19 protein-coding genes and 2 pseudogenes are annotated in these 20924 nt (G+C 65.8%); 12 read left to right on the forward strand and 9 right to left on the reverse strand.

Translation table 11 applies throughout. The features are described 5' to 3' along the window. Positions 1 to 73 precede the first annotated feature (73 nt). Positions 74 to 199 (forward strand): annotated as a pseudogene (locus AAHB17_RS07670) (prepilin-type N-terminal cleavage/methylation domain-containing protein); the annotation flags it as partial. A gap of 434 nt (positions 200 to 633) precedes the next feature. Continuing rightward, positions 634 to 759: pseudogene (locus AAHB17_RS07675) on the forward strand (prepilin-type N-terminal cleavage/methylation domain-containing protein); the annotation flags it as partial. A gap of 258 nt (positions 760 to 1017) precedes the next feature. On the opposite strand, the gene AAHB17_RS07680 reads toward AAHB17_RS07675, so the two are convergent. Together AAHB17_RS07680 and AAHB17_RS07685 are read right to left on the reverse strand one after the other, a co-directional pair. Beyond that, a complete protein-coding gene (locus tag AAHB17_RS07680) occupies positions 1018 to 2742 on the reverse strand; it encodes a PglL family O-oligosaccharyltransferase (RefSeq protein ID WP_342129949.1) in 1725 nt (574 codons plus the stop codon). A gap of 3 nt (positions 2743 to 2745) precedes the next feature. Further along, positions 2746 to 3069, reverse strand: a complete 324-nt coding sequence (locus tag AAHB17_RS07685; RefSeq protein ID WP_342129950.1) for a hypothetical protein — start codon at positions 3067 to 3069, stop codon at positions 2746 to 2748. Between the two features lie 34 nt (positions 3070 to 3103). Here AAHB17_RS07685 and AAHB17_RS07690 point away from each other — a divergent pair, with 34 nt between their 5' ends. The 5 genes from AAHB17_RS07690 to AAHB17_RS07710 all read left to right on the forward strand — a co-directional run bounded on the left by AAHB17_RS07690 (position 3104) and on the right by AAHB17_RS07710 (position 9638). Then, positions 3104 to 4096: a M23 family metallopeptidase gene (locus AAHB17_RS07690; RefSeq protein ID WP_342129951.1), complete on the forward strand. Its 993-nt coding sequence runs from the start codon at positions 3104 to 3106 to the stop codon at positions 4094 to 4096. Between the two features lie 192 nt (positions 4097 to 4288). Next, the gene (gene secA, locus AAHB17_RS07695) at positions 4289 to 7033 is read left to right on the forward strand and encodes a preprotein translocase subunit SecA (RefSeq protein WP_342129952.1); all 2745 of its coding nucleotides are present in this window, start codon (positions 4289 to 4291) and stop codon (positions 7031 to 7033) included. A gap of 10 nt (positions 7034 to 7043) precedes the next feature. Further along, a complete protein-coding gene (gene argJ / locus AAHB17_RS07700; RefSeq protein WP_342129953.1) occupies positions 7044 to 8273 on the forward strand; it encodes a bifunctional glutamate N-acetyltransferase/amino-acid acetyltransferase ArgJ in 1230 nt (409 codons plus the stop codon). Positions 8274 to 8280: 7 nt separating this feature from the next. Beyond that, positions 8281 to 9153 carry an ATP-binding protein gene (locus tag AAHB17_RS07705; RefSeq protein ID WP_342129954.1) on the forward strand — a complete coding sequence of 291 codons (873 nt, stop codon included), beginning with the start codon at positions 8281 to 8283 and terminating at the stop codon, positions 9151 to 9153. Between the two features lie 77 nt (positions 9154 to 9230). Then, entirely contained in the window at positions 9231 to 9638 is a 408-nt protein-coding gene (locus AAHB17_RS07710) for an NUDIX domain-containing protein (RefSeq protein WP_342129955.1), read from the forward strand. Here AAHB17_RS07710 and AAHB17_RS07715 read toward each other — a convergent pair. From AAHB17_RS07715 to pilB, 6 genes are read right to left on the reverse strand one after another with little or no spacing between them, the layout of a single operon-like run. After that, complete coding sequence (locus tag AAHB17_RS07715; RefSeq protein WP_446719569.1) at positions 9632 to 9808, reverse strand: DNA gyrase inhibitor YacG; 177 nt, start codon at positions 9806 to 9808, stop codon at positions 9632 to 9634. The genes AAHB17_RS07710 and AAHB17_RS07715 overlap by 7 nt on opposite strands. Before the next feature lie 40 nt (positions 9809 to 9848). Further along, positions 9849 to 10607: a cell division protein ZapD gene (gene zapD, locus AAHB17_RS07720; protein ID WP_342129957.1), complete on the reverse strand. Its 759-nt coding sequence runs from the start codon at positions 10605 to 10607 to the stop codon at positions 9849 to 9851. Between the two features lie 34 nt (positions 10608 to 10641). After that, positions 10642 to 11250: a dephospho-CoA kinase gene (coaE, locus tag AAHB17_RS07725; protein WP_342129958.1), complete on the reverse strand. Its 609-nt coding sequence runs from the start codon at positions 11248 to 11250 to the stop codon at positions 10642 to 10644. Then, a complete protein-coding gene (locus AAHB17_RS07730) occupies positions 11247 to 12089 on the reverse strand; it encodes a prepilin peptidase (protein ID WP_342129959.1) in 843 nt (280 codons plus the stop codon). Before AAHB17_RS07730 ends, coaE begins: the two co-directional genes overlap by 4 nt. Continuing rightward, a complete protein-coding gene (locus AAHB17_RS07735) occupies positions 12090 to 13307 on the reverse strand; it encodes a type II secretion system F family protein (protein ID WP_342129960.1) in 1218 nt (405 codons plus the stop codon). Positions 13308 to 13348: 41 nt separating this feature from the next. Beyond that, positions 13349 to 15079: a type IV-A pilus assembly ATPase PilB gene (gene pilB, locus AAHB17_RS07740; protein ID WP_342129961.1), complete on the reverse strand. Its 1731-nt coding sequence runs from the start codon at positions 15077 to 15079 to the stop codon at positions 13349 to 13351. Between the two features lie 259 nt (positions 15080 to 15338). Between pilB and accB the strand changes: the two genes are divergently transcribed. From accB to AAHB17_RS07765, 5 genes are all read left to right on the forward strand, one after another. Next, the gene (gene accB, locus AAHB17_RS07745) at positions 15339 to 15791 is read left to right on the forward strand and encodes an acetyl-CoA carboxylase biotin carboxyl carrier protein (protein ID WP_342129962.1); all 453 of its coding nucleotides are present in this window, start codon (positions 15339 to 15341) and stop codon (positions 15789 to 15791) included. Between the two features lie 13 nt (positions 15792 to 15804). Continuing rightward, positions 15805 to 17154: an acetyl-CoA carboxylase biotin carboxylase subunit gene (accC, locus tag AAHB17_RS07750; protein WP_342129963.1), complete on the forward strand. Its 1350-nt coding sequence runs from the start codon at positions 15805 to 15807 to the stop codon at positions 17152 to 17154. Then, complete coding sequence (prmA, locus tag AAHB17_RS07755) at positions 17154 to 18038, forward strand: 50S ribosomal protein L11 methyltransferase (protein ID WP_342129964.1); 885 nt, start codon at positions 17154 to 17156, stop codon at positions 18036 to 18038. The genes accC and prmA overlap by 1 nt, the downstream gene beginning before the upstream one ends. Positions 18039 to 18116: 78 nt before the next feature. Then, positions 18117 to 19181 (forward strand): zinc-ribbon and DUF3426 domain-containing protein, encoded by a 1065-nt coding sequence (locus AAHB17_RS07760; RefSeq protein WP_342129965.1) that lies wholly within the window; start codon positions 18117 to 18119, stop codon positions 19179 to 19181. A 22-nt stretch (positions 19182 to 19203) separates the two neighbouring features. Continuing rightward, positions 19204 to 20109 (forward strand): carbohydrate kinase family protein, encoded by a 906-nt coding sequence (locus tag AAHB17_RS07765; RefSeq protein WP_342129966.1) that lies wholly within the window; start codon positions 19204 to 19206, stop codon positions 20107 to 20109. Positions 20110 to 20173: 64 nt separating this feature from the next. Here the strand turns inward: AAHB17_RS07765 and AAHB17_RS07770 are convergent, their stop codons facing one another. Then, entirely contained in the window at positions 20174 to 20734 is a 561-nt protein-coding gene (locus AAHB17_RS07770; RefSeq protein WP_342130035.1) for a histone, read from the reverse strand. Positions 20735 to 20924: the final 190 nt, after the last annotated feature.

Below are 20924 nucleotides of genomic sequence, written 5' to 3' on the forward strand. Positions count from 1 at the left end.
TTTCAGGGTTGCCTGGGCTTGGCACGGCGTTTGCTGCTGGCATGGTCCATCTCACTCTTTTAGGAGTTTTTCCATGAAACGTGTTCAGCAAGGTTTTACCCTGATCGAACTGATGATCGTGGTCGCGATCATCGGTATCCTGGCCGCCATCGCCATTCCGCAGTACAACAACTACCGCATCCGTTCGGCTGAAGGTGCTTGCCAAGCGGATACCCGTGCGCATGCCAGCGTGTGGTCGGCTGAGCTGATCAACAGCAACACGGCCGCGATGCCTGCATACACGCCTGGAGCTTGCTCGGGCATTGTTGGTGCAGGTGCAGCGGGGGCTCACTCCGTCACCGGCACGCCTCTGGCTCCTGGTGTGGCAACCACTGTCATCAGCATTCCGTATTGATTTTCCAGTGCTTACCGTGGCAGTTGCAACATTAGCTGACTTGGTGGCGATGGAGTGAAGAGCCTTAAAGAAGCCACAGATCTGTGGCTTCTTTTCATTCGGGACAAAGCGGTCTTTTGTTTTTTTATAGAGTGCGATTTGTGGTTTCAATCCCGCACCGCATTCAATTTTTGTCGATATTGTTTGCTTATCGTCTGAAATTTGCTATTGTTGCTTCTCTAAACTTATAGGAGTTTTCCATGAAACGTGTCCAGCAAGGTTTTACCCTGATCGAGTTGATGATCGTTGTTGCGATCATCGGTATCTTGGCTGCCATTGCCATTCCCCAGTACAACAACTACCGCATCCGCTCGGCTGAAGGGGCTTGCCGAGCCGATACTCGCGCGCATGCGGGTGTCTGGTCCGCTGAATTGATCAACAGTAACACGGCCGCGATGCCCGCGTACACGCCTGGAGCTTGCTCGGGTATCGTTGGCGCGGGCGCGGCGGGCGCGCATTCAGTCACGGGAACGCCTCTGGCGCCCGGTGTCGCAACCACTGTCATCAGCATCCCTTATTGATCAGTTTGGTGTTGGGGTCACCCGTATAAGCCGCATGCCGAAAGGATGCGGCTTTTCTGCTTTTCAACGTGGTGACATTTGCGCGGCGGAGTCAAACACCGTGGTGGGCCAAGAGGCGTTGGTGTTGAGTGATGCTATCCATTGCGTTTTCAGGTAATCGCAATGGCGCGGCGACTGTACGCTGCAAGTTTGTCGCAGCCAGTGTTGGGCCTCCTGTGATTCGCCACGCATCTGGAGCTGTATGGCGTAGTTCAGGCCCACATGAACGGTGGGAAAACGGAAAAAGACCGCCTGGAGTTCCTGCAAATCGACGAGGTGAGGATTTGAGCGGAGGTCGGTCAGGCTGTACTGGATCAGCTTGAGCCAGTGCTGGTTGACCCCCAGGTGGGCGGTGGCGGCGTCCCTGGCAGCGTCGCTCGGCTTTTGCGTGACGTCCGTGCGCGCCAGCAGTTCGCTGGTGGCCTTGAAGTCCCAGGCCAATTTACCCGCTGCGGCCACCAGCAGGGCGAGCGGCACCAGCAGCCAGCGCTGAGTGAGCTGGGCTTGGCCAGAACGCAGGGTGAAACGTGGTGAGTTCGCGCCAATGAACACCCCCGCAGTCAGCAGGAAGTAGCTGTAAAACAGCGGGTATTCCAGCAGGGCATGGTTCAGGATGGCGACGATGGCACCGCTGGCCAGGCGCTGGCCGTCGGTGGCCATGGTCAGCGCGCGAGCAACGATGTAGGTGCCAGCACCCAGAATAGAGATGCCCAGTGGAATGCCTACCCACAGCAGCACGTCCAGCGCGATGTTGTGCGCGCTTTGAAACAATGCGCCAAAGGGATGGACGTGGGTTTCGCCGATCAGGTGGGCAATGCCGACCTGACCCATGCCATAGCCCACCCAGGGCGACTCAATCACGCGGTGGACAAACATGAGCCAGGCGTCCAGCCGCTGTGCCGAATGGGTCCGCAGAAGTTCGGGGTTGAACGCATGGTCCAGCATGGCGCCGAAGGGAAAGTGTTGCCACATCAGCCACACGAACACCTGGGCCAGCACCAGCATCAGCAGCACTGCTGTCCAATGCGGATCCTTGTCTTCCCGTCCGCGTCGCTGCGCATAGGCATGCCAGGCCACCACGGCGACTACGCCCAGCAGGGCGGTGCGCGATGCCGTGAGAGCAATGCCGAAGTTCAGCAAAGCGCTGATCAGCAGCAGCAAGGCCCGCGAGATCCATGCCTGGCGAAACAGGAAATGCGCCGACACCAGACCCAAGACCAGCAGGGTGCCCAGGTGGTTGGGTTGCGACAGGTTGGCGCTGGGGCGGGTGATGTAGATTTCCTGGCGCAGCCACTCCAGCCGAAAACCGGACAACTGAAACCATTGGAACAGCACCGACGCGCAGGATGCCAACACCAGTGAAAGGGCCATAGCGGTCAACAACGTGTGTTGGGCACGCTGGTCCAACTGCTGGGTGGCCGTGATGGCCATCAGCAAACCAGCGAGGTAGGTCGTCTGTATCACCGCGTCGCCCCACCACAAGATCAGTCCAAAGGCGTATTGGATGGCAGGGATGAACAGCAGCCCGAGGCAGAGGGCGCTGACCCAGGAAAACTGGAATGCCGCAGGCTTGGACCGGTAGAGCAGGATGCCCAGCACCAACGCGATCGACAGCGCGGCCCAGGCTTCCTGGTACAGATTGGACCAAGGCGCTGCCTTGATCGAAATCAGCCAGCTCATGCTCATCAGCAGCGCGGCGGCAAAAATCCAGGCGCGCTGCGTGGCGGTGGGATTGTGGGTGTCTTGCATCTGTTACCGCCACGCGCCTTGCTGCACCTTGATCCGAACGGTTGTCACCGGCAAGCCCTTGCCCTCCAGCGCCAGCTTGAACGCCGGCATCAGCTGCCGCAGCTTGGCCGCCGCCGCCGTGTGGTCGACCAGCAGGCACCAATCGCCCTGGTCAAAGGGGCCGGCGCGGACGGCTTTGCGCAGGCCGGGCGGCAGGAGTGGCAAAATCACGGCCAGTCGCTGCTGCGACTGGGCCACCAGTTCACTCAAATGCGCCAGCGTGGGCGACGCGTTGGCGGCCTGTTGCAGGCTCATCATCTGGTGGTGGGTACGGGTCTGGCTGTTCATCAATGGGCCCGCGAATGAATGACGCAAGGAGCGTATGCATCTGATTATCACTGACGCCTGGGCTGCCAAGAGCCGCGCGCTGCACCTGAGTGGGGTGCAGTTGGCGCTGGCCGGCCTGGGGCTGTCGGTGGGGCTGTTGCTGACCTCGCTCGGCCTGTACCACTGGGTCTTCCTGGAGGGCGCCCGTCAGGGCTGGCCAGTGGTCGGGCCCATGGTGCGCCTGCTGATCAAGGACGAGATGGCCTCGCAGGACGCCATCATGCGCGAGAACCTGGACGCCATGGCCAAGCGCCTGGGCCAGATGCAGGCGCGGCTGGTGCAGCTCGAATCGCTGAGCGAACGGGTCGCGGGCCTGGCCGGCGTGCCGGCCGCGGCCACCCCGCCCAAGGCGGGCGCCGGTGGTTTGCTCATCGCGCCGCGCTCGTTGTCCGCCGCCGAACTGCAATCGGCGCTGGAGCGCCTGGATGGTGCGGCCTTGAGCCAGATGGACTGGCTGGCCGCCACCGAGTCCAGCCTGTTCGAACAAAAGGTGCGCAGCAGCCGCCTGCCGACCGAGGCCCCCGTGGCGGGGGTCGACACCGGCTCGCATTTTGGCTGGCGCATCGATCCCATCACCGGCCAGTCGGCGCTGCACAGCGGGCTCGATTTCCCGGCCGACACCGGCACACCCATCGTCGCGGCGGCCGGTGGCGTGGTGGTGTATTCCGGCTGGAACGCCGCTTATGGGCAGACGCTGGAAATCGACCATGGCAACGACCTGCTGACCCGCTACGCCCATTCCTCGCGGCTGTTTGTCAAGAAGGGCGACCTCGTGCGCCGGGGGCAAAAGATCGCGGAGGTGGGCAACACCGGGCGTTCGACCGGTGCCCACCTGCACTTCGAGGTGCTGGTGGCCGGCGTGCCGCAAGACCCGCAGAAATTCCTCGATGCCGGCCGCTTGGCTGCGCAACCGCAGGAGGCGCGTGCCGGACCGCGCGCCAAGGCCCCGACGGGCACCGCCCTGGCCACCGCCACACCGCGCCGCTGACCCGGCGCCTCGGCAGGCCTGTGGGCCCGGCCCGCCATCCCTCCCCGGGTAGAATCAGCAAGTTTGGCCCCGTGCGTTTCACACGAGGCCTGCTGTCATTTTTTGACCCCACGGCTTGGCAGATTCCAAGAGTTTCCTGATCCGTCATCACCGCCGGCCTGCCGACAGGGCAGGGCCGCCGGTCAAGCACCTATGGCCACAAATTTCCTGACCAAAATCTTTGGCAGCCGCAACGACCGCCTGCTCAAGACCTACCGCAAGACGGTGGAACAGATCAACCGCCTGGAGCCACAGCTCGAGCAGCTCAGCGACGAGGCGCTCAAGGCCAAGACCGAAGAGTTCAAGGCCCGCGTGGCCCAGGGCGAGTCCGTCGACAGCCTGCTGCCCGAGGCCTTTGCGGTGGTGCGCGAAGGCAGCAAGCGTGTCATGAAGATGCGCCACTTCGACGTTCAGCTGCTCGGCGGCATCGCCTTGCACCACGGCAAGGTGGCCGAGATGCGCACCGGTGAGGGCAAGACCCTGACCGCCACGCTGCCGGTCTACCTCAACGCCCTGACCGGCAAGGGCGTGCACGTGGTCACGGTCAACGACTACCTGGCCAACCGCGACGCCCAGTGGATGGGCCGCCTGTACAACTTCCTGGGCCTGACGGTGGGCATCAACCTGCCGCAGATGCCGCGCGAGGACAAGCAGGCCGCCTACCAGGCCGACATCACCTACGGCACCAACAACGAATACGGCTTCGACTACCTGCGCGACAACATGGTCTACGAGACCGTGGACCGCGTGCAGCGCGGGCTCAACTACGCCATCGTCGACGAGGTCGACTCCATCCTGATCGACGAGGCGCGCACGCCCCTGATCATCAGCGGCCAGGCCGAAGACCACACCGCGCTCTACATCGCCATCAACCAGGTCGTGCCGCTGCTGACCCGCCAGGAGGGCGAGGCCGACCCGCGCACCGGCGAAGGCGTGATCAAGCCCGGCGACTTCACCGTCGATGAAAAGGGCCATGCCATCCACATGACCGAGGATGGTCACGAGAACGCCGAACGCATCCTCACCCAGGCCGGCCTGCTGGCCGAAGGCGCCTCGCTCTACGACCCGAGCAACATCGCGCTGATGCACCACCTGGTGACCGCGCTCAAGGCCCACCACCTCTACCACCGCGACCAGCACTACGTGAACCAGGGCGGCGAGATCGTCATCGTCGACGAGTTCACCGGCCGCCTGATGTCGGGCCGACGCTGGAGCGACGGCCTGCACCAGGCCGTGGAAGCCAAGGAAGGCGTGGGTATTCAGCCCGAGAACCAGACCCTGGCGTCCATCACCTTCCAGAACTACTTCCGCCTCTACGCCAAGCTGGCCGGCATGACCGGCACCGCCGACACCGAGGCCTACGAATTCCAGGAAATTTACGGTCTGGAAACCGTGGTGTTGCCGCCCAACCGGCCCAGCCAGCGCACCGACCAGCTCGACCGCGTCTACAAGACCACCCAGGAAAAGTACGACGCCGCCATCGCCGACATCCAGGAATGCCACGAGCGCGGCCAGCCGGTGCTGGTGGGCACCTCGTCGATCGAGAATTCCGAGATCATTGCCAACCTGCTGCAGAAGGCCGGCCTGCCCCACGAGGTGCTCAACGCCAAGCAGCACGCCCGCGAGGCCGACATCATTGCCCAGGCCGGCCGCGCCAAGGCCATCACCATCGCCACCAACATGGCGGGCCGCGGCACCGACATCGTGCTCGGCGGCAACCTCGAAAAGATGCTGGCGGCCGTGGAAGCCGACGCCTCGCTGGACGAGGCCGCCAAGGCACAGCGCATGGAGGCGCTGCGCACCCAGTGGCAGGCCGACCACGAGCAGGTCAAGGCCCTGGGCGGCCTGCGCATCATCGCCACCGAACGCCACGAGAGCCGCCGGATCGACAACCAGCTGCGCGGCCGCTCGGGCCGCCAGGGCGACCCCGGCTCCTCGCGTTTCTACCTGAGCCTGGACGACGCGCTGATGCGCATCTTCGCCGGTGACCGCGTGCGCGCCATCATGGACCGCCTGAAGATGCCCGAGGGCGAGGCCATCGAGGCCGGCATCGTCACCCGCAGCATCGAAAGCGCCCAGCGCAAGGTCGAGGCCCGCAACTTCGACATCCGCAAGCAGTTGCTGGAATACGACGACGTGTCCAACGACCAGCGCAAGGTGATCTACCAGCAGCGCAACGACATCCTCGACGCCCAGGACCTGAGCGCCCAGATCGCCGGCCTGCGCGAGGGCGCCATCACCGACGTGGTGCGCGCCCACGTGCCTGAGGGCACGGTGGAAGAGCAGTGGGACCTGCCCGGCCTGGAGCAGGTGCTGCGCGACGAGTGGGCGGTGGAAGTCACGCTGGTGGACTTCGTGGCCCAGGCCGAGGCCGTGACCGACGAGGACGTGCTGGAGCGCGTGCTCAAGGCCGCCCACGAGGTGTTCGATGCCAAGGTCGCGCAGGCCGGCGCCGACAGCTTCACGCAGTTCGAGCGCATGGTGCTGCTGCAGAGCATCGACTCGCACTGGCGCGAGCACCTGAGCGCGCTCGACTACCTGCGCCAGGGCATCCACCTGCGCGGCTACGCGCAGAAGCAGCCCAAGCAGGAATACAAACGCGAGGCCTTCGTGTTGTTCGGCCAGCTGCTCGACACGGTGAAGAACGAAGTCACCCGCACCTTGATGAACGTGCGCATCCAGTCCGAGGAACAGATCGCCCAGGCCGCCCAGGCGCTGGAAGCCAGCGCCGAGCGCGTGAGCAACGTGACCTACACCGCGCCCACCGAGACCGGAGAGGCCGAGTCCGTCGTGGACGCGAGCACCGTGGCCGGCGAGGTGCCCCGCGTGGGCCGCAACGACCCTTGCCCCTGTGGCAGCGGCAAGAAGTACAAGGCCTGCCACGGCAAATTGAGCTGAGGAGTTTGAGATGGCTGTGAACTGGACCGCACCGAGTGCGACCGATCTGTACCCTGTGCCCGGTGTGCGCATCGGCGTGGCCGAGGCCGGCATCCGCAAGGTCAACCGCAAGGACCTGACCGTGTTCCTGCTCGACGAGGGCACGGCGGTGGCCGGCGTCTTCACGCAGAACCGCTACTGCGCGGCGCCGGTGCAGATCTGCCGCGAGCACCTGGCCATGGGAACCGGTGTCCGGGCCATGGTCATCAACACCGGTAACGCCAACGCCGGCACCGGCGAGCCGGGCCTGGTGAACGCGCGGGCCACCTGCATCGGCCTGGCCAAGGCGCTGGACCTGGCACCCTCGCAGGTGCTGCCCTTCTCCACCGGCGTGATCATGGAGCCGCTGCCGGTCGACCGCGTGCTGGCCGGCCTGCCGACTGCCATCGCCGACGCGCAGGCGGGCCACTGGCTCAAGGCGGCCGAGGGCATCATGACCACCGACACCGTGGCCAAGGCCGCCAGCCGCCGCATCACCCTGGGTGGTCAGACGGTGACCGTGACCGGCATCGCCAAGGGCGCGGGCATGATCCGCCCCAACATGGCGACCATGCTGGGCTATGTGGCCACCGATGCGAAGATCGCGCCTGCCTTGCTGCAAGGCCTGGCGCGCGAACTGGCCGACGGCTCCTTCAACCGCGTGACGGTGGACGGCGACACCTCGACCAACGACTCCTTTGTGCTGGTGGCCACACGCCAGGCCGCACATGCCGAGATCACCGATCTGGCATCGGCCGATGGCCAGGCCCTTCGCGCCGCCCTGCTGGACGTGGCGCGCACCCTGGCCCACGCCATCGTGCGCGACGGCGAAGGCGCGACCAAATTCATCGCCGTCCGCGTGGAAGGCGGGAACAGCACCGACGAATGCCTCAAGGTGGCCTACGCCGTGGCCCATTCGCCCCTGGTCAAGACGGCCTTTTTCGCCAGCGACCCCAACCTGGGCCGCATCCTGGCGGCCGTGGGCTACGCCGGCATCGCCGACCTGGACCAGAACAAGATCGAGCTGCACCTGGACGACGTGCACGTGGTCACCCAGGGTGGGCGCCACCCGGCCTACCGCGAGGAAGACGGCGCGCGCGTGATGAAACAAAGCGAGATCACCATCCGCATCGGCCTGAACCGCGGCGCGGTGACCGACACCGTCTGGACCTGCGACTTCAGCCACGACTACGTCACCATCAACGCCGACTACAGGAGTTGACTCCGGCATGAACGAACATTTCGAGCGTCTGTTGCAACGTGCCGAACAGCTGATCTCCCGCATCGAAAGTGTCTTGCCCCAACCCCTGGGCGAGCCCGACTGGTCGGCCTCCATCGCCTACCGCTACCGCAAGCGCAGCAGCGGCCACGGCAGCCTGGAGCCGGTGCGCCATGTGGCCGACATGCGCCTGGCGTCGTTGAAGGAAATCGACCCGCAGAAGGACAAGATCCAGCGCAACACCTTGCAGTTCGTGCTCGGCCAGCCGGCCAACAACGTGTTGCTGACCGGCGCGCGTGGCACGGGCAAAAGCTCGCTGATCAAGGCCTGCCTCAACGAATACGCGGCCCAGGGCCTGCGCCTGATCGAGGTCGACAAGGCCGACCTGATCGATCTGCCCGACATCGTGGATGTGGTGGCCGGCCGGCCCGAGAAGTTCATCGTCTTCTGCGACGACCTGAGTTTCGAGGACGGCGAGCCGGGCTACAAGGCGCTCAAGTCCATCCTCGATGGCTCGGTGTCGGCGGCCTCGCCCAATGTGCTGATCTACGCGACCAGCAACCGGCGCCACCTGCTGCCCGAGTACATGAAGGAAAACCTCACCTACACCCACACCGCCGACGGCGAGGTGCACCCAGGCGAGGTGGTGGAAGAGAAGATCTCGCTGTCCGAGCGTTTTGGCCTCTGGGTCAGCTTCTATCCCTTCAGCCAGGACGAGTACCTCGCCATCGTGGCGCAGTGGCTGTCGTCTTTCAATGTGCCCGCGGCCGCCATCGAGGCGGCACGCCCCGAGGCGCTGGTGTGGGCCCTGGAACGGGGCTCGCGCAGCGGCCGCGTGGCTTACCAGTTCGCGCGCGATTACGCGGGCCGGCACGCCGGATGAGCAGCGGTGACCGCGCCGGGCCGCCCCAAGCGGGCGCCAACCCCCTTGGGGGGCAGCGAGCACACGAAGTGCCGAGCGTGGGGGCACGATCCTTCACCGAGGTGGCCGTCGGCATTCTCATCCGCCAGGATGGCGCGCTGCTGCTGTCCACCCGCCCCGAAGGCAAGCCCTATGCGGGCTACTGGGAATTTCCGGGTGGCAAGGTCGAGGCCGGTGAGACGGTGACCGAGGCCTTGCGGCGGGAACTGCACGAAGAACTGGGCGTGACCATCGCCGACGCCGTCGAGTGGCGTGTCACCGAGCACGATTACCCCCATGCGCTGGTGCGCCTGCACTGGTGCAAGGTGCGCGAATGGCAGGGCGACTTCGAGATGCGCGAAGGCCAGCAGATGGCGTGGCAGACCTTTCCTTTGACGGTGTCGCCTGTGTTGCCCGGAGCCTATCCGGTGCTGGACTGGCTGGAACAGGAGCCGGGCCGCTACTGAAGCCGGGGGTCGCCGAAGGGCTGTTCGTCCGGCGGTGCCTCGGTTGGCATGCGGAAACTTTCGCTGGCCCAGGCGCCCAGGTCCGTCTGCTTGCAGCGCTCCGAGCAGAAGGGGCGGTAGCGGTTGCTGGTGGCGTAGATGCTGGGGCCGCCGCAGGCGGGACAGCGCACGGTCCGTGGGGGCAATGCCTCTGGGGTCACCGTCACACCGTCATGCGCAGAGGCTGAGCTCGAAATTGATGTCGGCGTCGGTGGCACCGTGCAGACGGTGGTCCTCGCCCATGCGCATCATGCGCACCGAAAACATCAGGCGGTTGCCGCTGATCTCGGGCACCAGGCCCAATCCGCCATCGATGTGCACGCGCAGCATCTGGAAGGTGCGGCCCTGCGGCAGGTTTTGCTGGAACTGCCCGCCCACCGCCACCACCTTTTGGGGGGAGCCGGCATCGCGCAGCAGCTTGAGCAACCAGTGGATGGCCTCGGCCAGGGGCGCGAGCTGGCCCACCCATTCGCCGAGGTCGCGCTGGCGCTGTTCGGCCGGCTGGTGCTGCCAGTCGAAGTAGGCCGGCAGGTCGAACTCGCAGGTGCCACCCGGGATGCCGATGCGGCTGCGGATGGCCATCAGCCAGTCGTTGTCGGTGAGGGTCTGGCCCATCTTGCCCGAGATGGCGTTGAGGGCGCTGAAGCAGTCGTCGAGGCGGTTCACCACCTGGTCGAGCGCGGCTTCCGAGATGGCCGGGTTGCCACGGTAGCTGTTGAGCTGCTGCTTGTGCTTCTCCAGGTCCTTGAGCACGTCCGTCTTCATATCGGCCCGCGCGGCCACGTCCATCACCTCGAAGATGGTCTGGATGGCGAAGTGGTGGTCCAGCGGGTGGGTGCGGGGGACCAGCTCACCCAGACGCCGGAACAGGTGCTCCAGCCGAAGGTAGGTCCGAATGCGTTCGTTGAAGGGGTACTCGTACAGGATCACGGCGCAGGCAGAGTCGGGTGGGGCGAAAGAACCATCATAGCCCGAATGACGCGGCGAACGCCCGCACATCCTGTTCCAATTGCAGCAGGCTGTTGCCGCTGCCATTGAAGACCACGGCATCGGCGGCCGCGAGCCGCCGCGCCCGTGTGGCCTGCTGGCGCATGACCGCCTCCACCGCCTCGCGCGTCCAGCCGTTGCGCGCCATGACACGCTGGATCTGGGTGTCGGCGTCGCAGTCGACGACCAGCACCGCATCGACCCGCGTCCGCCAGTGGGGGGATTCGACCAGCAGGGGCACGTCGAACACCACACACGGCGCGGTGCTGGCCTGGAGCGCGGCGGCCATGGCGCGTTGAACGGCGGGGTGGACGATGCCCTCGAGCGCCTGCTTGGCCGACGGGTCGCTGAAAACCTGGGCACGCATGCGGTCGCGGTTCAGGCTGCCATCGGCCGCGACAAAATCGTCGCCGAACACGCGGCGTATCTCGGCCATGGCGCTGCCGCCGGCCGCCGTGCTGGCGCGCGACATGGCATCGGCGTCGAGCACCTGGGCCCCCAGGGCGCCCAGCAGGCCAGCGACGGTGCTCTTGCCGCTGCCGATGCCACCCGTGAGGCCCAGGCGCCAACGCGGCTGGGCGCTCACAGCCCGATCGCCCCCAGGATGGCCTGCGGGCCGAAGAACAGGGCGGCGAAACCCGCGCCGGCCAGGAAGGGGCCAAAGGGCACGTAGCCGCCTTCGCGCAACCGGCTGAACACCTTGAGCGCGATGCCCACGATGGCGCCGATCACCGAGGCCATCAGGATGATGGGCACCAGGGCCTGCCAGCCGAACCAGGCGCCCAGCGCGGCGAGCAGCTTGAAATCGCCATAGCCCATGCCTTCCTTGCCGGTGGCGAGCTTGAACAGCCAGTAGATGCTCCACAAGGACAGGTAGCCCGCCACCGCGCCCCACAAGGCATCCACCAGTGGCACGCTGGTCCATTGCAGCGCCGCGGCGATCAGCCCGCCCCACAGCAGGGGCAGGGTGATGTCATCGGGCAGCAGGGTGGTGTCCCAGTCGATGAAGGCCAGGGAGACCAGGGCGGCGGCAAACAGGCACCAGGCGAGTGTGCTCACACTCAAGCCGTGCCGTGCAAAGCTGTAGGCGAACAAGCCGCCGGTCACAAGTTCGACCAGGGGGTAACGCGCCGAGATGCCGGCACCACACTGGCCACAGCGCCCGCGCAGTGCCAGCCAGCTGAGGACCGGAACGTTCTGGTACCAGTGGATCGGCGTCTGGCAGGCCGGGCAGTGCGAGCGTGGGGTCACCAGGTTGAAGGGCTTGCCTTCGGGGGGCGGATGGCCCGACAGCTCGGCGCACTCCTGCGCCCAACGCCGCTCCATCATCTTGGGCAGGCGGTGGATGACCACGTTGAGGAAGCTGCCGACCAGCAGGCCGAGGATGGCTGCCAGCAGCAGGCCGATGGGATCGGTGACAACCATTCAGACCACCGCGCCGATCTTGAAGATGGGCAGGTACATGGCCACCACGATGCCACCGATGATGGTGCCCAGGACCACGATGATGATGGGCTCCATCAGGCTGGACAGGCCGGCCACCATCTCGTCGACCTCGGCCTCGTAGAAATCGGCCGCCTTGCCGAGCATGTGGTCGATGGAGCCGGACTCTTCGCCGATGGCGCACATCTGCAGCACCATGGACGGGAAGATGCTGGCATTGGTCATGGCCTGGGTCAGGCTGGTGCCGGTGGAGACTTCCTGCTGGATTTTTTCGGTGGCCAGGGCATAGACCGAGTTGCCCGATGCGCCACCGACCGAGTCCAGCGCCTCCACCAGGGGCACGCCGGCCGCGAACATGGTGGACAGGGTGCGGGTCCACCGGGCCACCACCGACTTTTCAACCAGGGTGCCGAAAATGGGGATGCGCAGCATGACCCGGTCCATGAACTGCTGCACTTTTTCGTTGCGCTGCCAGGCCTGCAGGAAGAAATACATGCCGCCGCCCAGCAGGCCAAAAATCAGCCACCAGTAGGCGATCATGAATTCGCTGATGGCGATCACCATCAGGGTGGGGGCTGGCAGGTCGGCGCCGAAGGACGAAAACACCTCCTTGAAGGCCGGGATCACGAAGATCATGATGATGGTGACCACCACAAAGGCCACCACCATCACCGCGATCGGGTACATCAGCGCCGACTTGATCTTGGATTTGATGCCTTCGGTCTTCTCCATGTAGATGGCCAGGCGGTCCAGGAGTTCTTCCAGGATACCGGCCGCTTCACCGGCCTCGATCAGGTTGCAGTAGAGGTTGTTGAAATACAGCGGGTGCTTGCGGAAGGCCGAGCTCAGCGAGGTGCCGGTCTCCACGTCGGTGCGGATGTCGTTGAGCAGCCGGGCCACGTTGGGGTTGGGGTTGCCTCGGCCCACGATGTCGAAGGACTGCAGCAAGGGCACGCCGGCCTTCATCATGGTGGCCAGCTGGCGGGTGAAGATGGCGATGTCCTTGGGCTTGATGGGTTTGCCCGAATTCATGCGCCGCTTCTTGATCTTGCTCGGCAGGATGCCCTGGCGCCGCAGCGAGGCCTGCACCTGGTTTTCGCCGGCGGCGCGGGTTTCACCTCGCACCGTCTTGCCATTGCGGTCCTTGCCCTCCCACTCGAACAGATACTCCTTGACGTTCTTCTGTGTCGCGGTTGCCATGTGGGGTCCTCTGAATGTCGGGGCGTGGGCCGGCGGCGTGTTCACTCGTTGGTGCAGTTGAGCACTTCCTCAAGCGAGGTGACGCCCAGTTTAACCTTGTGCAAGCCCGCTTCGCGCAGGCTGCGCACGCCTTCCCGGCTGGCCTGTTTGGCGATTTCCAGCGCGCTGCCGCCGCGCAGGATGATGTTCTGCATTTCCTCGGTGATGGGCATCACCTGGTAGATGCCGACCCGGCCCTTGTAGCCGTTGTTGCAGGCGTTGCAGCCCACCGGCTTGTAGGGGCGCCAGCTGCCGTCCAGCTCCTCCGGCTTGAAGCCGGCGGTGAGCAGGGCGTGTTCGGGCACGTCCAGCGGTGTCTTGCACTGGGGGCACAGGCGGCGGGCCAGCCGCTGCGCGGTGATCAGGATCACGCTGGCGGCGATGTTGAAGGGCGCGATGCCCATGTTGATCATGCGCGTGAGCGTGGACGGCGCGTCGTTGGTGTGCAGGGTGGACAACACCATGTGGCCGGTCTGTGCGGCCTTGATCGCGATGTCGGCGGTTTCCAGGTCTCGGATCTCACCCACCATGATGACGTCCGGGTCTTGGCGCAGGAAGGCCTTGAGGGCGGCGGCAAATGTCAGCCCGGCCTTCTCGTTCACGTTGACCTGGTTGACGCCGGGCAGGTTGATTTCGGATGGGTCCTCTGCGGTGGAGATGTTCACGCCCGGCTGGTTGAGGATGTTCAGGCAGGTGTAGAGCGACACCGTCTTGCCCGAGCCGGTGGGGCCGGTGACCAGCACCATGCCGTAAGGGCGCGAAATCGCGTCCAGCAGCTTTCTTTTCTCGTCCGGTTCGTAGCCCAGGGCCTCGATGCCCAGCTTGGCGCTGCTGGGGTCGAGGATGCGGATCACGATCTTCTCGCCGAACAGCGTGGGCAGCGTGCTGACGCGAAAGTCGATCACCTTGTCCGGGCCCACCTTGAGTTTCATGCGCCCGTCCTGGGGCACACGCTTCTCGGAGATGTCCATCTTGGAAATCACCTTGATGCGCGAAGCCAGCTTGTCCTTGATCGCCACCGGTGGGTTGGCGATCTCGCGCAATTCGCCGTCGATGCGGAAACGCACCCGGTAGCTGGTCTCGAACGGTTCGAAATGCAGGTCGGATGCCCGCATGCTGAAGGCATCCAACAGCATCTTCTGCAAAAAGCGCACAACAGGCGCGTCTTCGACCTCGGCGGACACCTTTTCCGCCGGCTCGCCCGAGCTCATTTCGACGCTGGTCTCGTCGAACTCGAACTCGCCGCCGACGATGTGGTCGATGGCTTCGCTGGCGCTGGTGCCGGCGGCATCGACCAGGCGCGACAACTTGTCGTATTCGGCAATCACCCAGTCCACGCCCAGCTGGGACGAAAACTTGATCTTCTCCAGCGCCTGGTGGTCCGAGGGGTCGGCGGTGGCGATGGTGAGTCGGTTGCTGCGCCGGCTCAGCACCAGGATGCGGGCCTGCTGGCAGACCTTGGGGTCGAGCACGCCCTGGGGCAGGCGGTGGACGTCCACCGCGTCGAGATCGACCAGCGGCGCGGAGAAGGCCTGCGACATGGTGTGGGCGAGATCGGCCGCCGAGACCGCGCCGCTGCCGACCAGCTCGGAGATGAAGCTGGCGCGCTGCGCCTGGGCGCGGGCGTAGATGTCTTCGGCGCGTCGGGCGTCGAGTTTGCCAGCGGCCACCAGGGTGCGCGCCAAGCCCGGCAAGGCCATGGTCACCGTGGTGGATTTGTCTTCTTCAGCCATGAAAAGCGCCCATCTGGCGGACGCACCCAATCACGGGTTGACCACGGAGCCATGTCGCCATCATGCGTTCCTGGTCCTTCGATCCCATGGTGGATGATTGGCATTGATGGCAGATGGCTGCATTTTGTCGGGTAGATGGCCGAAATTGCTTACCACAATCGGCCAGAGGGTCGAAAATGGGCCTTCGTGTATAGTCCGCACGCTTTTGAACCATTGCAAATGGTTTGTTGCATTCTAGATGCACACACTGGAGAAACATATGGATTTGCGCAAACTCAAGACCCTGATCGATCTGGTGTCGGAGTCCAACGTGTCGGAACTCGAAATCACCGAAGCCGAAGGCAAGGTCAGAATTGTGAAGAGCGCGCCCGTGGGCGCCGCGGTCGCGGTGGCGCCGGTCGTGCAGGCGGTGGCGCCGGCCCCGGTGGCGGTGGCCGCACCGGTCGCGGCCGAGGTGGCAGCACCCGCAGCGCCGGCGGGCCACGTGGTGAAGTCGCCCATGGTGGGCACGTTCTACCGCGCGTCCAGCCCGGGCGCCAAGGCGTTTGTCGAGATTGGCGCGCAGATCAAGGAAGGCGAGCCGATCTGCATCGTCGAGGCCATGAAGATCCTCAACGAGATCGAGGCCGACAAGAGCGGCACGGTCACCCAAATCCTGGTCGAGAACGGCCAGCCGGTCGAATACGGTCAGCCGCTGTTCGTCATTGAGTGATGGGCGCCATGCCATGTTCAAGAAGATACTGATTGCGAACCGGGGCGAGATCGCCCTGCGGGTGCAGCGCGCCTGCCGGGAAATGGGCATCAAGGCCGTGATGGTCTACTCCGAAGCCGACCGTGACGCCAAGTACGTCAAATTGGCGGACGAGGCGGTCTGCATCGGACCGGCCCCGTCTGCACAGAGTTACCTCAACATGCCGGCCATCATTTCGGCCGCCGAGGTGACCGACGCCGAGGCCATCCACCCGGGCTACGGTTTCCTGAGTGAAAACGCCGATTTTGCCGAGCGGGTGGAAAAAAGCGGCTTCAAGTTCATCGGCCCCACGCCCGAATCCATCCGACTGATGGGCGACAAGGTGTCGGCCAAGCAGGCCATGATCCGCGCCGGCGTGCCCTGCGTGCCCGGCTCCGACGGTGCCTTGCCTGCCGACCCGGTGGTGATCAAGCGCACGGCCAAGGCCATCGGCTACCCGGTCATCATCAAGGCGGCGGGCGGTGGCGGCGGGCGCGGCATGCGGGTGGTGCACACCGAGGCGGCGCTGCTGCACGCGGTGCAGACCACCAAGGCCGAAGCGGGTGCCGCTTTTGGCAACCCGGAGGTTTACATGGAGAAGTTTCTCCAGAACCCGCGCCACATCGAGATCCAGATCCTGGCCGACCAGCACCGCAACGCCGTCTACCTGGGCGAGCGCGACTGCTCCATGCAGCGCCGCCACCAGAAGGTGATCGAGGAGGCGCCCGCGCCGGGCATTCCGCGCCGCCTGATCGAGAAGATCGGCGAGCGCTGCGCTGCGGCCTGCAAGAAGATCGGCTACCGCGGAGCGGGCACCTTCGAGTTCCTCTACGAGAACGGCGAGTTCTACTTCATCGAGATGAACACCCGCGTGCAGGTGGAGCACCCGGTGACGGAGTGGATCACCGGCATCGACATCGTGCGCACCCAGATCGCGGTGGCGGCGGGCGAGAAGCTGCCCTTCACCCAGCGCCAGATCGAGCTGCGGGGCCACGCCATCGAGTGCCGCATCAACGCCGAGGACCCCTACAAGTTCACGCCTTCGCCGGGCCGGGTGACCACCTGGCACGCGCCGGGCGGTCCTGGCGTGCGGGTGGACTCGCACGTCTACGCCAACTACTTCGTGCCGCCCAACTACGACTCCATGGTCGGCAAGATCATCGTGCACGGCGACACCCGCGAGCAGGCCCTGGCGCGCATGAGCACGGCCTTGTCCGAGACCGTGGTCGAAGGCATACAGACCAACATTCCGCTGCACCGCGAGCTGATGGTCGACGCCAGCTTCGTGGCCGGTGGCACCAACATCCACTACCTCGAAGAGTGGCTGTCCAAGCGGGTACGCTGATGTTCGAACTGACCCTGCTCGCCCCCGAAGACCGCGTCGAGACCCTGAGCGAGGCGCTGGAAGCCCTGGACGCGCTGAGCGTGTCGGTGGAAGACGCCGACGCGCTGACCGAGGCCGAGCAGGCCTTGTTCGGCGAGCCCGGCATGCCACCGCCCAAGGCCGGCTGGCAGCGCTCGCGCGTGGTGGCCCTGTTCAACGCCGAGGCCGCCGCCCGCGAGGCGGCCGCGCTGCTGCAGGCGCAGGACTTTTTCGACGGCTGCGAGATCCTGGCCGTGACCCCGCTGGCCGACCAGGACTGGGTGCGCCTGACTCAGTCGCAGTTCGACCCGGTGGAAATCACGTCCACGTTCTGGATCGTGCCCAGCTGGCACGAACCGCCGGCGCAAGCCCAACAGGTCATACGCCTGGACCCCGGCCTGGCCTTCGGCACCGGCACCCATCCGACCACCCGCATGTGCCTGCGCTGGATCGCGGCACGCAGCCTCGCCGACCAGCGGGTGCTGGACTACGGCTGCGGCTCCGGCATCCTGGCCATTGGCGCCGCCAAGGTGGGCGCCACCGACATCGTCGCGGTCGACATCGACCCGGCAGCTGTCGAATCGACCCGGCTCAACGCGGCCAACAACCACGTGGCCTTGCACGCCGGTCTGCCGGATCAGGCCCAAGGTCTGTACCAGGTGGTGCTGGCCAACATCCTGGCCACGCCGCTCAAGGTGCTGGCCCCGCTGCTGTGTGCCCACGTGGCCGCCGGCGGCCATCTGGTGCTGGCGGGCATCCTGTCGCGCCAGGTGGACGAGCTCAAGGCGGCCTATGCGCCCTGGATGGCGCTGCAGGTGACCGACGAGCTCGATGGCTGGGTGCTCATGACCGCGCAGCGGCCCTGACAGGCGGCGTCCAGGCTCGGCGTCGCCACGAGGCGGGGGCACAAAAGCCGTGCACCCGCGCCTCTACAATCGCTGACGATGAGCTTTGCCACCCGTTGCCCCGCCTGCACCACCCGTTTCCGGGTGGTCGCGGACCAGCTCAAGATTTCCGAGGGCTGGGTGCGTTGTGGCCAGTGTGGGGAGGTGTTTGACGCCACCCAGGACCTGGTGTCCTGGTCGGATTCGGCGCATGGCCCGGTACACGCCGAGCCCGGCATCGAGTCCGACACGGAGGCCGGCGCGGGCATGGTGTCTGCGGCCCCGCCAACGGCCCCCGATCCGCAGCCCCCTGAGCAGCGCTTGGACTTGCCTGCCGAGGCCACGGACGATCCGGCGGTGGATGTGCTGCTGGAATTTCCCTCGGACGATGGGGCGGCCTCGGTGGCCGACGACAGTGCATGGCCCGTGGCCGATGCACCCCGTGGCGAACACGGGCCGGCCGAGCCGCCCGAAGTGCCGGCCGACGCCGATCTCTCACCACCCAACCACACGCCCGAGCCCGAGGCGGTTCCGGCCGAAGCTGCCTGGACGCCCGCCGCGGAGTGGGCAGGCCCGTCCGAGGACGACACGCCGCTGGTGCCTGAATCGGTGGGTTTTGTGCGCCAGGCCCAGCGCCGTGCCTGGTGGCAACGCACGGGTGTGCGCTGGATGCTGGCGCTGGCGAGCGTGGGTCTGGTGCTGGCCCTGGCGCTGCAGTGGATCTTGCACGAGCGGGACCGCATCGCGGCCCTGCGGCCCGATCTGCGCCCGGTGCTGCAGCGCCTGTGCCAGCCGCTGGGCTGCCAGGTCCAGGCCTTGCGCTGGATCGACGCGCTCAGCATCGAAAGCACCACGCTGGCCCGCCGTGGCAACGGCCGCTACGCGCTGGAAGTGGTGTTGCGCAACGCCTCGATCTTCGAGCTGGCCATGCCGGCGCTCGAGCTCAGCGTGACCGACGTGCGCGACCAGTTGCTGGTGCGCCGCGTCATCCTGCCCACCGAGATGCCACCACCGGCGGACAAGGTGCCGCCCCAGGGCCTGACGACGCTGCGCATGGAGGTGTCCATCGATGCCACGCTGGGCGACGCGCTGGCCGGCTACCGCACCCTGGTTTTCTACCCCTGACCGTTTCCTACCCGCTCACACCATGTCCATCTACGTTTGTGGCTCCCTGGCCTTCGACACCATCATGTCCTTCGAGGGCCGTTTTGCGGAGCAGATCCTGCCCGAGCAGTTGCACATCCTCAACGTGTCTTTCCTGGTCCCGGCCCTGCGGCGCGAGTACGGGGGCTGTGCCGGCAACATCGCCTATGGCCTGCGCCAGCTTGGCGCCTCGGTCACACCCGTGGCCACGCTGGGCAACGACGGCCAGGACTATCTGGCGCGCCTGACGTCGCTGGGCATTGACACCAGTCATGTGCAACTCGACGCCGGTGCCTACACCGCTCAGGCCATGATCATGACCGACCGCGACAACAACCAGATCACCGCCTTCCACCCCGGGGCCATGTCGCAGGCCCACCTCAACCCCATCCGCCCGGTCGGCGGTGGCCACATCGGCATCATCGCGCCCGATGGCCGAGAGGCCATGCTCAGCCATGCGGAGCAGTTCCATGCCGCTGGCATCCCGTTCGTGTTCGATCCCGGCCAGGGCCTGCCCATGTTCGACGGTGCCGAGCTGCGTCACTTCATCGACCTGGCCGACTGGGTGGCCGTGAACGATTACGAAGGCCACATGCTCAGCGAGCGCACCGGCTGGAGCCTGGCCGAGGTATCGCAGCAGGTGCGCGGGCTCATCGTCACCCTGGGCGAGCACGGCGTTGATGTGTGGGAGCAGGGTCGGGCGCAGCGCGTCGCGGGCGACCGGGCCGAGCAGGTGCTGGACCCCACCGGCTGTGGCGACGCCTTCCGCGCGGCGCTGCTGTTTGGTCTGTCGCAGGGCTGGCCACTGGCACGTTGTGCGGCCCTGGGCAACCGCATGGGCGCGCGCAAGATCGCCAGCCGCGGCCCGCAGAACTACCAGCTCAGCGAGGCCGACCGCACGTTGGCATGACGACGCCCCATGAAAAAAGCCCGGTGCGCGAAGCACCGGGCTTTTGACGTCAGGAAACCCCGAATCAGGGCTTGCTGGACGTGGGGAAAGGCCATGCGGCCTGCGGGTTCAGCGTGGTTTGCGCTGCGGGTGCAGGGGCAGGCTTGGCGGGCGCCTTTTTCGCGGCGGCTTTCTTGGCGGCAGGGGCGGCGGCTTTCTTGGCGGCGGGTGCTTTTTTCGCAGCCGCTTTCTTCGCCGGGGCGGCCTTCTTCGCAGGTGCTGCAGCCTTCTTCGCCGGAGCGGCCTTCTTCGCAGGCGCAGCCTTCTTCGCCGGAGCGGCCTTCTTCGCAGGCGCAGCCTTCTTCGCCGGAGCGGCCTTCTTGGCAGGCGCAGCCTTCTTCGCCGGTGCGGCCTTCTTAGCAGGCGCAGCCTTCTTCGCCGGTGCGGCCTTCTTGGCAGGCGCAGCCTTCTTCGCCGGTGCGGCCTTCTTAGCAGGTGCTGCCTTCTTCGCCGGTGCGGCCTTCTTAGCAGGTGCTGCCTTCTTCGCCGGTGCGGCTTTCTTAGCAGGTGCTGCCTTCTTGGCCGGTGCGGCCGCCTTCTTCGCAGGAGCGGCCTTTTTTGCCGCAGCTTTTTTCGCAGTTGCCATTTTGTTCTCCTTGATCAAGTTGCACAGTGCACCACACGCCCCAGGATGGACGTGCAGCGATTCAGCGGGTTGGGAGCCTGTGGATGCATGCCACTTGTGGTGCCCAGCGCGTTGAATGGGGAGACAAAACCCGCGCGCCGCGTCGCGGCAGCGTGTTGGTCGGGTTTTGAGGATGAGGGCCGCATGAGGT

It is taken from the genome of Hydrogenophaga sp. OTU3427, from assembly GCF_038440225.1.
Lineage (GTDB): Bacteria > Pseudomonadota > Gammaproteobacteria > Burkholderiales > Burkholderiaceae_C > Hydrogenophaga.

Bases quoted from the DNA above. Each gene is read 5' to 3' on its own strand.
- AAHB17_RS07760 (WP_342129965.1), top strand. From the start codon at position 18,117: ATGAGCTTTGCCACCCGTTGCCCCGCCTGCACCACCCGTTTCCGGGTG.
- AAHB17_RS07690 (WP_342129951.1), top strand. From the start codon at position 3,104: ATGCATCTGATTATCACTGACGCCTGGGCTGCCAAGAGCCGCGCGCTG.
- argJ (WP_342129953.1), top strand. From the start codon at position 7,044: ATGGCTGTGAACTGGACCGCACCGAGTGCGACCGATCTGTACCCTGTG.
- accC (WP_342129963.1), top strand. From the start codon at position 15,805: ATGTTCAAGAAGATACTGATTGCGAACCGGGGCGAGATCGCCCTGCGG.
- pilB (WP_342129961.1), bottom strand. From the start codon at position 15,079: ATGGCTGAAGAAGACAAATCCACCACGGTGACCATGGCCTTGCCGGGC.
- AAHB17_RS07730 (WP_342129959.1), bottom strand. From the start codon at position 12,089: ATGGTTGTCACCGATCCCATCGGCCTGCTGCTGGCAGCCATCCTCGGC.
- AAHB17_RS07735 (WP_342129960.1), bottom strand. From the start codon at position 13,307: ATGGCAACCGCGACACAGAAGAACGTCAAGGAGTATCTGTTCGAGTGG.
- AAHB17_RS07765 (WP_342129966.1), top strand. From the start codon at position 19,204: ATGTCCATCTACGTTTGTGGCTCCCTGGCCTTCGACACCATCATGTCC.
- AAHB17_RS07770 (WP_342130035.1), bottom strand. From the start codon at position 20,734: ATGGCAACTGCGAAAAAAGCTGCGGCAAAAAAGGCCGCTCCTGCGAAG.
- secA (WP_342129952.1), top strand. From the start codon at position 4,289: ATGGCCACAAATTTCCTGACCAAAATCTTTGGCAGCCGCAACGACCGC.
- AAHB17_RS07685 (WP_342129950.1), bottom strand. From the start codon at position 3,069: ATGAACAGCCAGACCCGTACCCACCACCAGATGATGAGCCTGCAACAG.
- AAHB17_RS07680 (WP_342129949.1), bottom strand. From the start codon at position 2,742: ATGCAAGACACCCACAATCCCACCGCCACGCAGCGCGCCTGGATTTTT.
- AAHB17_RS07705 (WP_342129954.1), top strand. From the start codon at position 8,281: ATGAACGAACATTTCGAGCGTCTGTTGCAACGTGCCGAACAGCTGATC.
- prmA (WP_342129964.1), top strand. From the start codon at position 17,154: ATGTTCGAACTGACCCTGCTCGCCCCCGAAGACCGCGTCGAGACCCTG.
- accB (WP_342129962.1), top strand. From the start codon at position 15,339: ATGGATTTGCGCAAACTCAAGACCCTGATCGATCTGGTGTCGGAGTCC.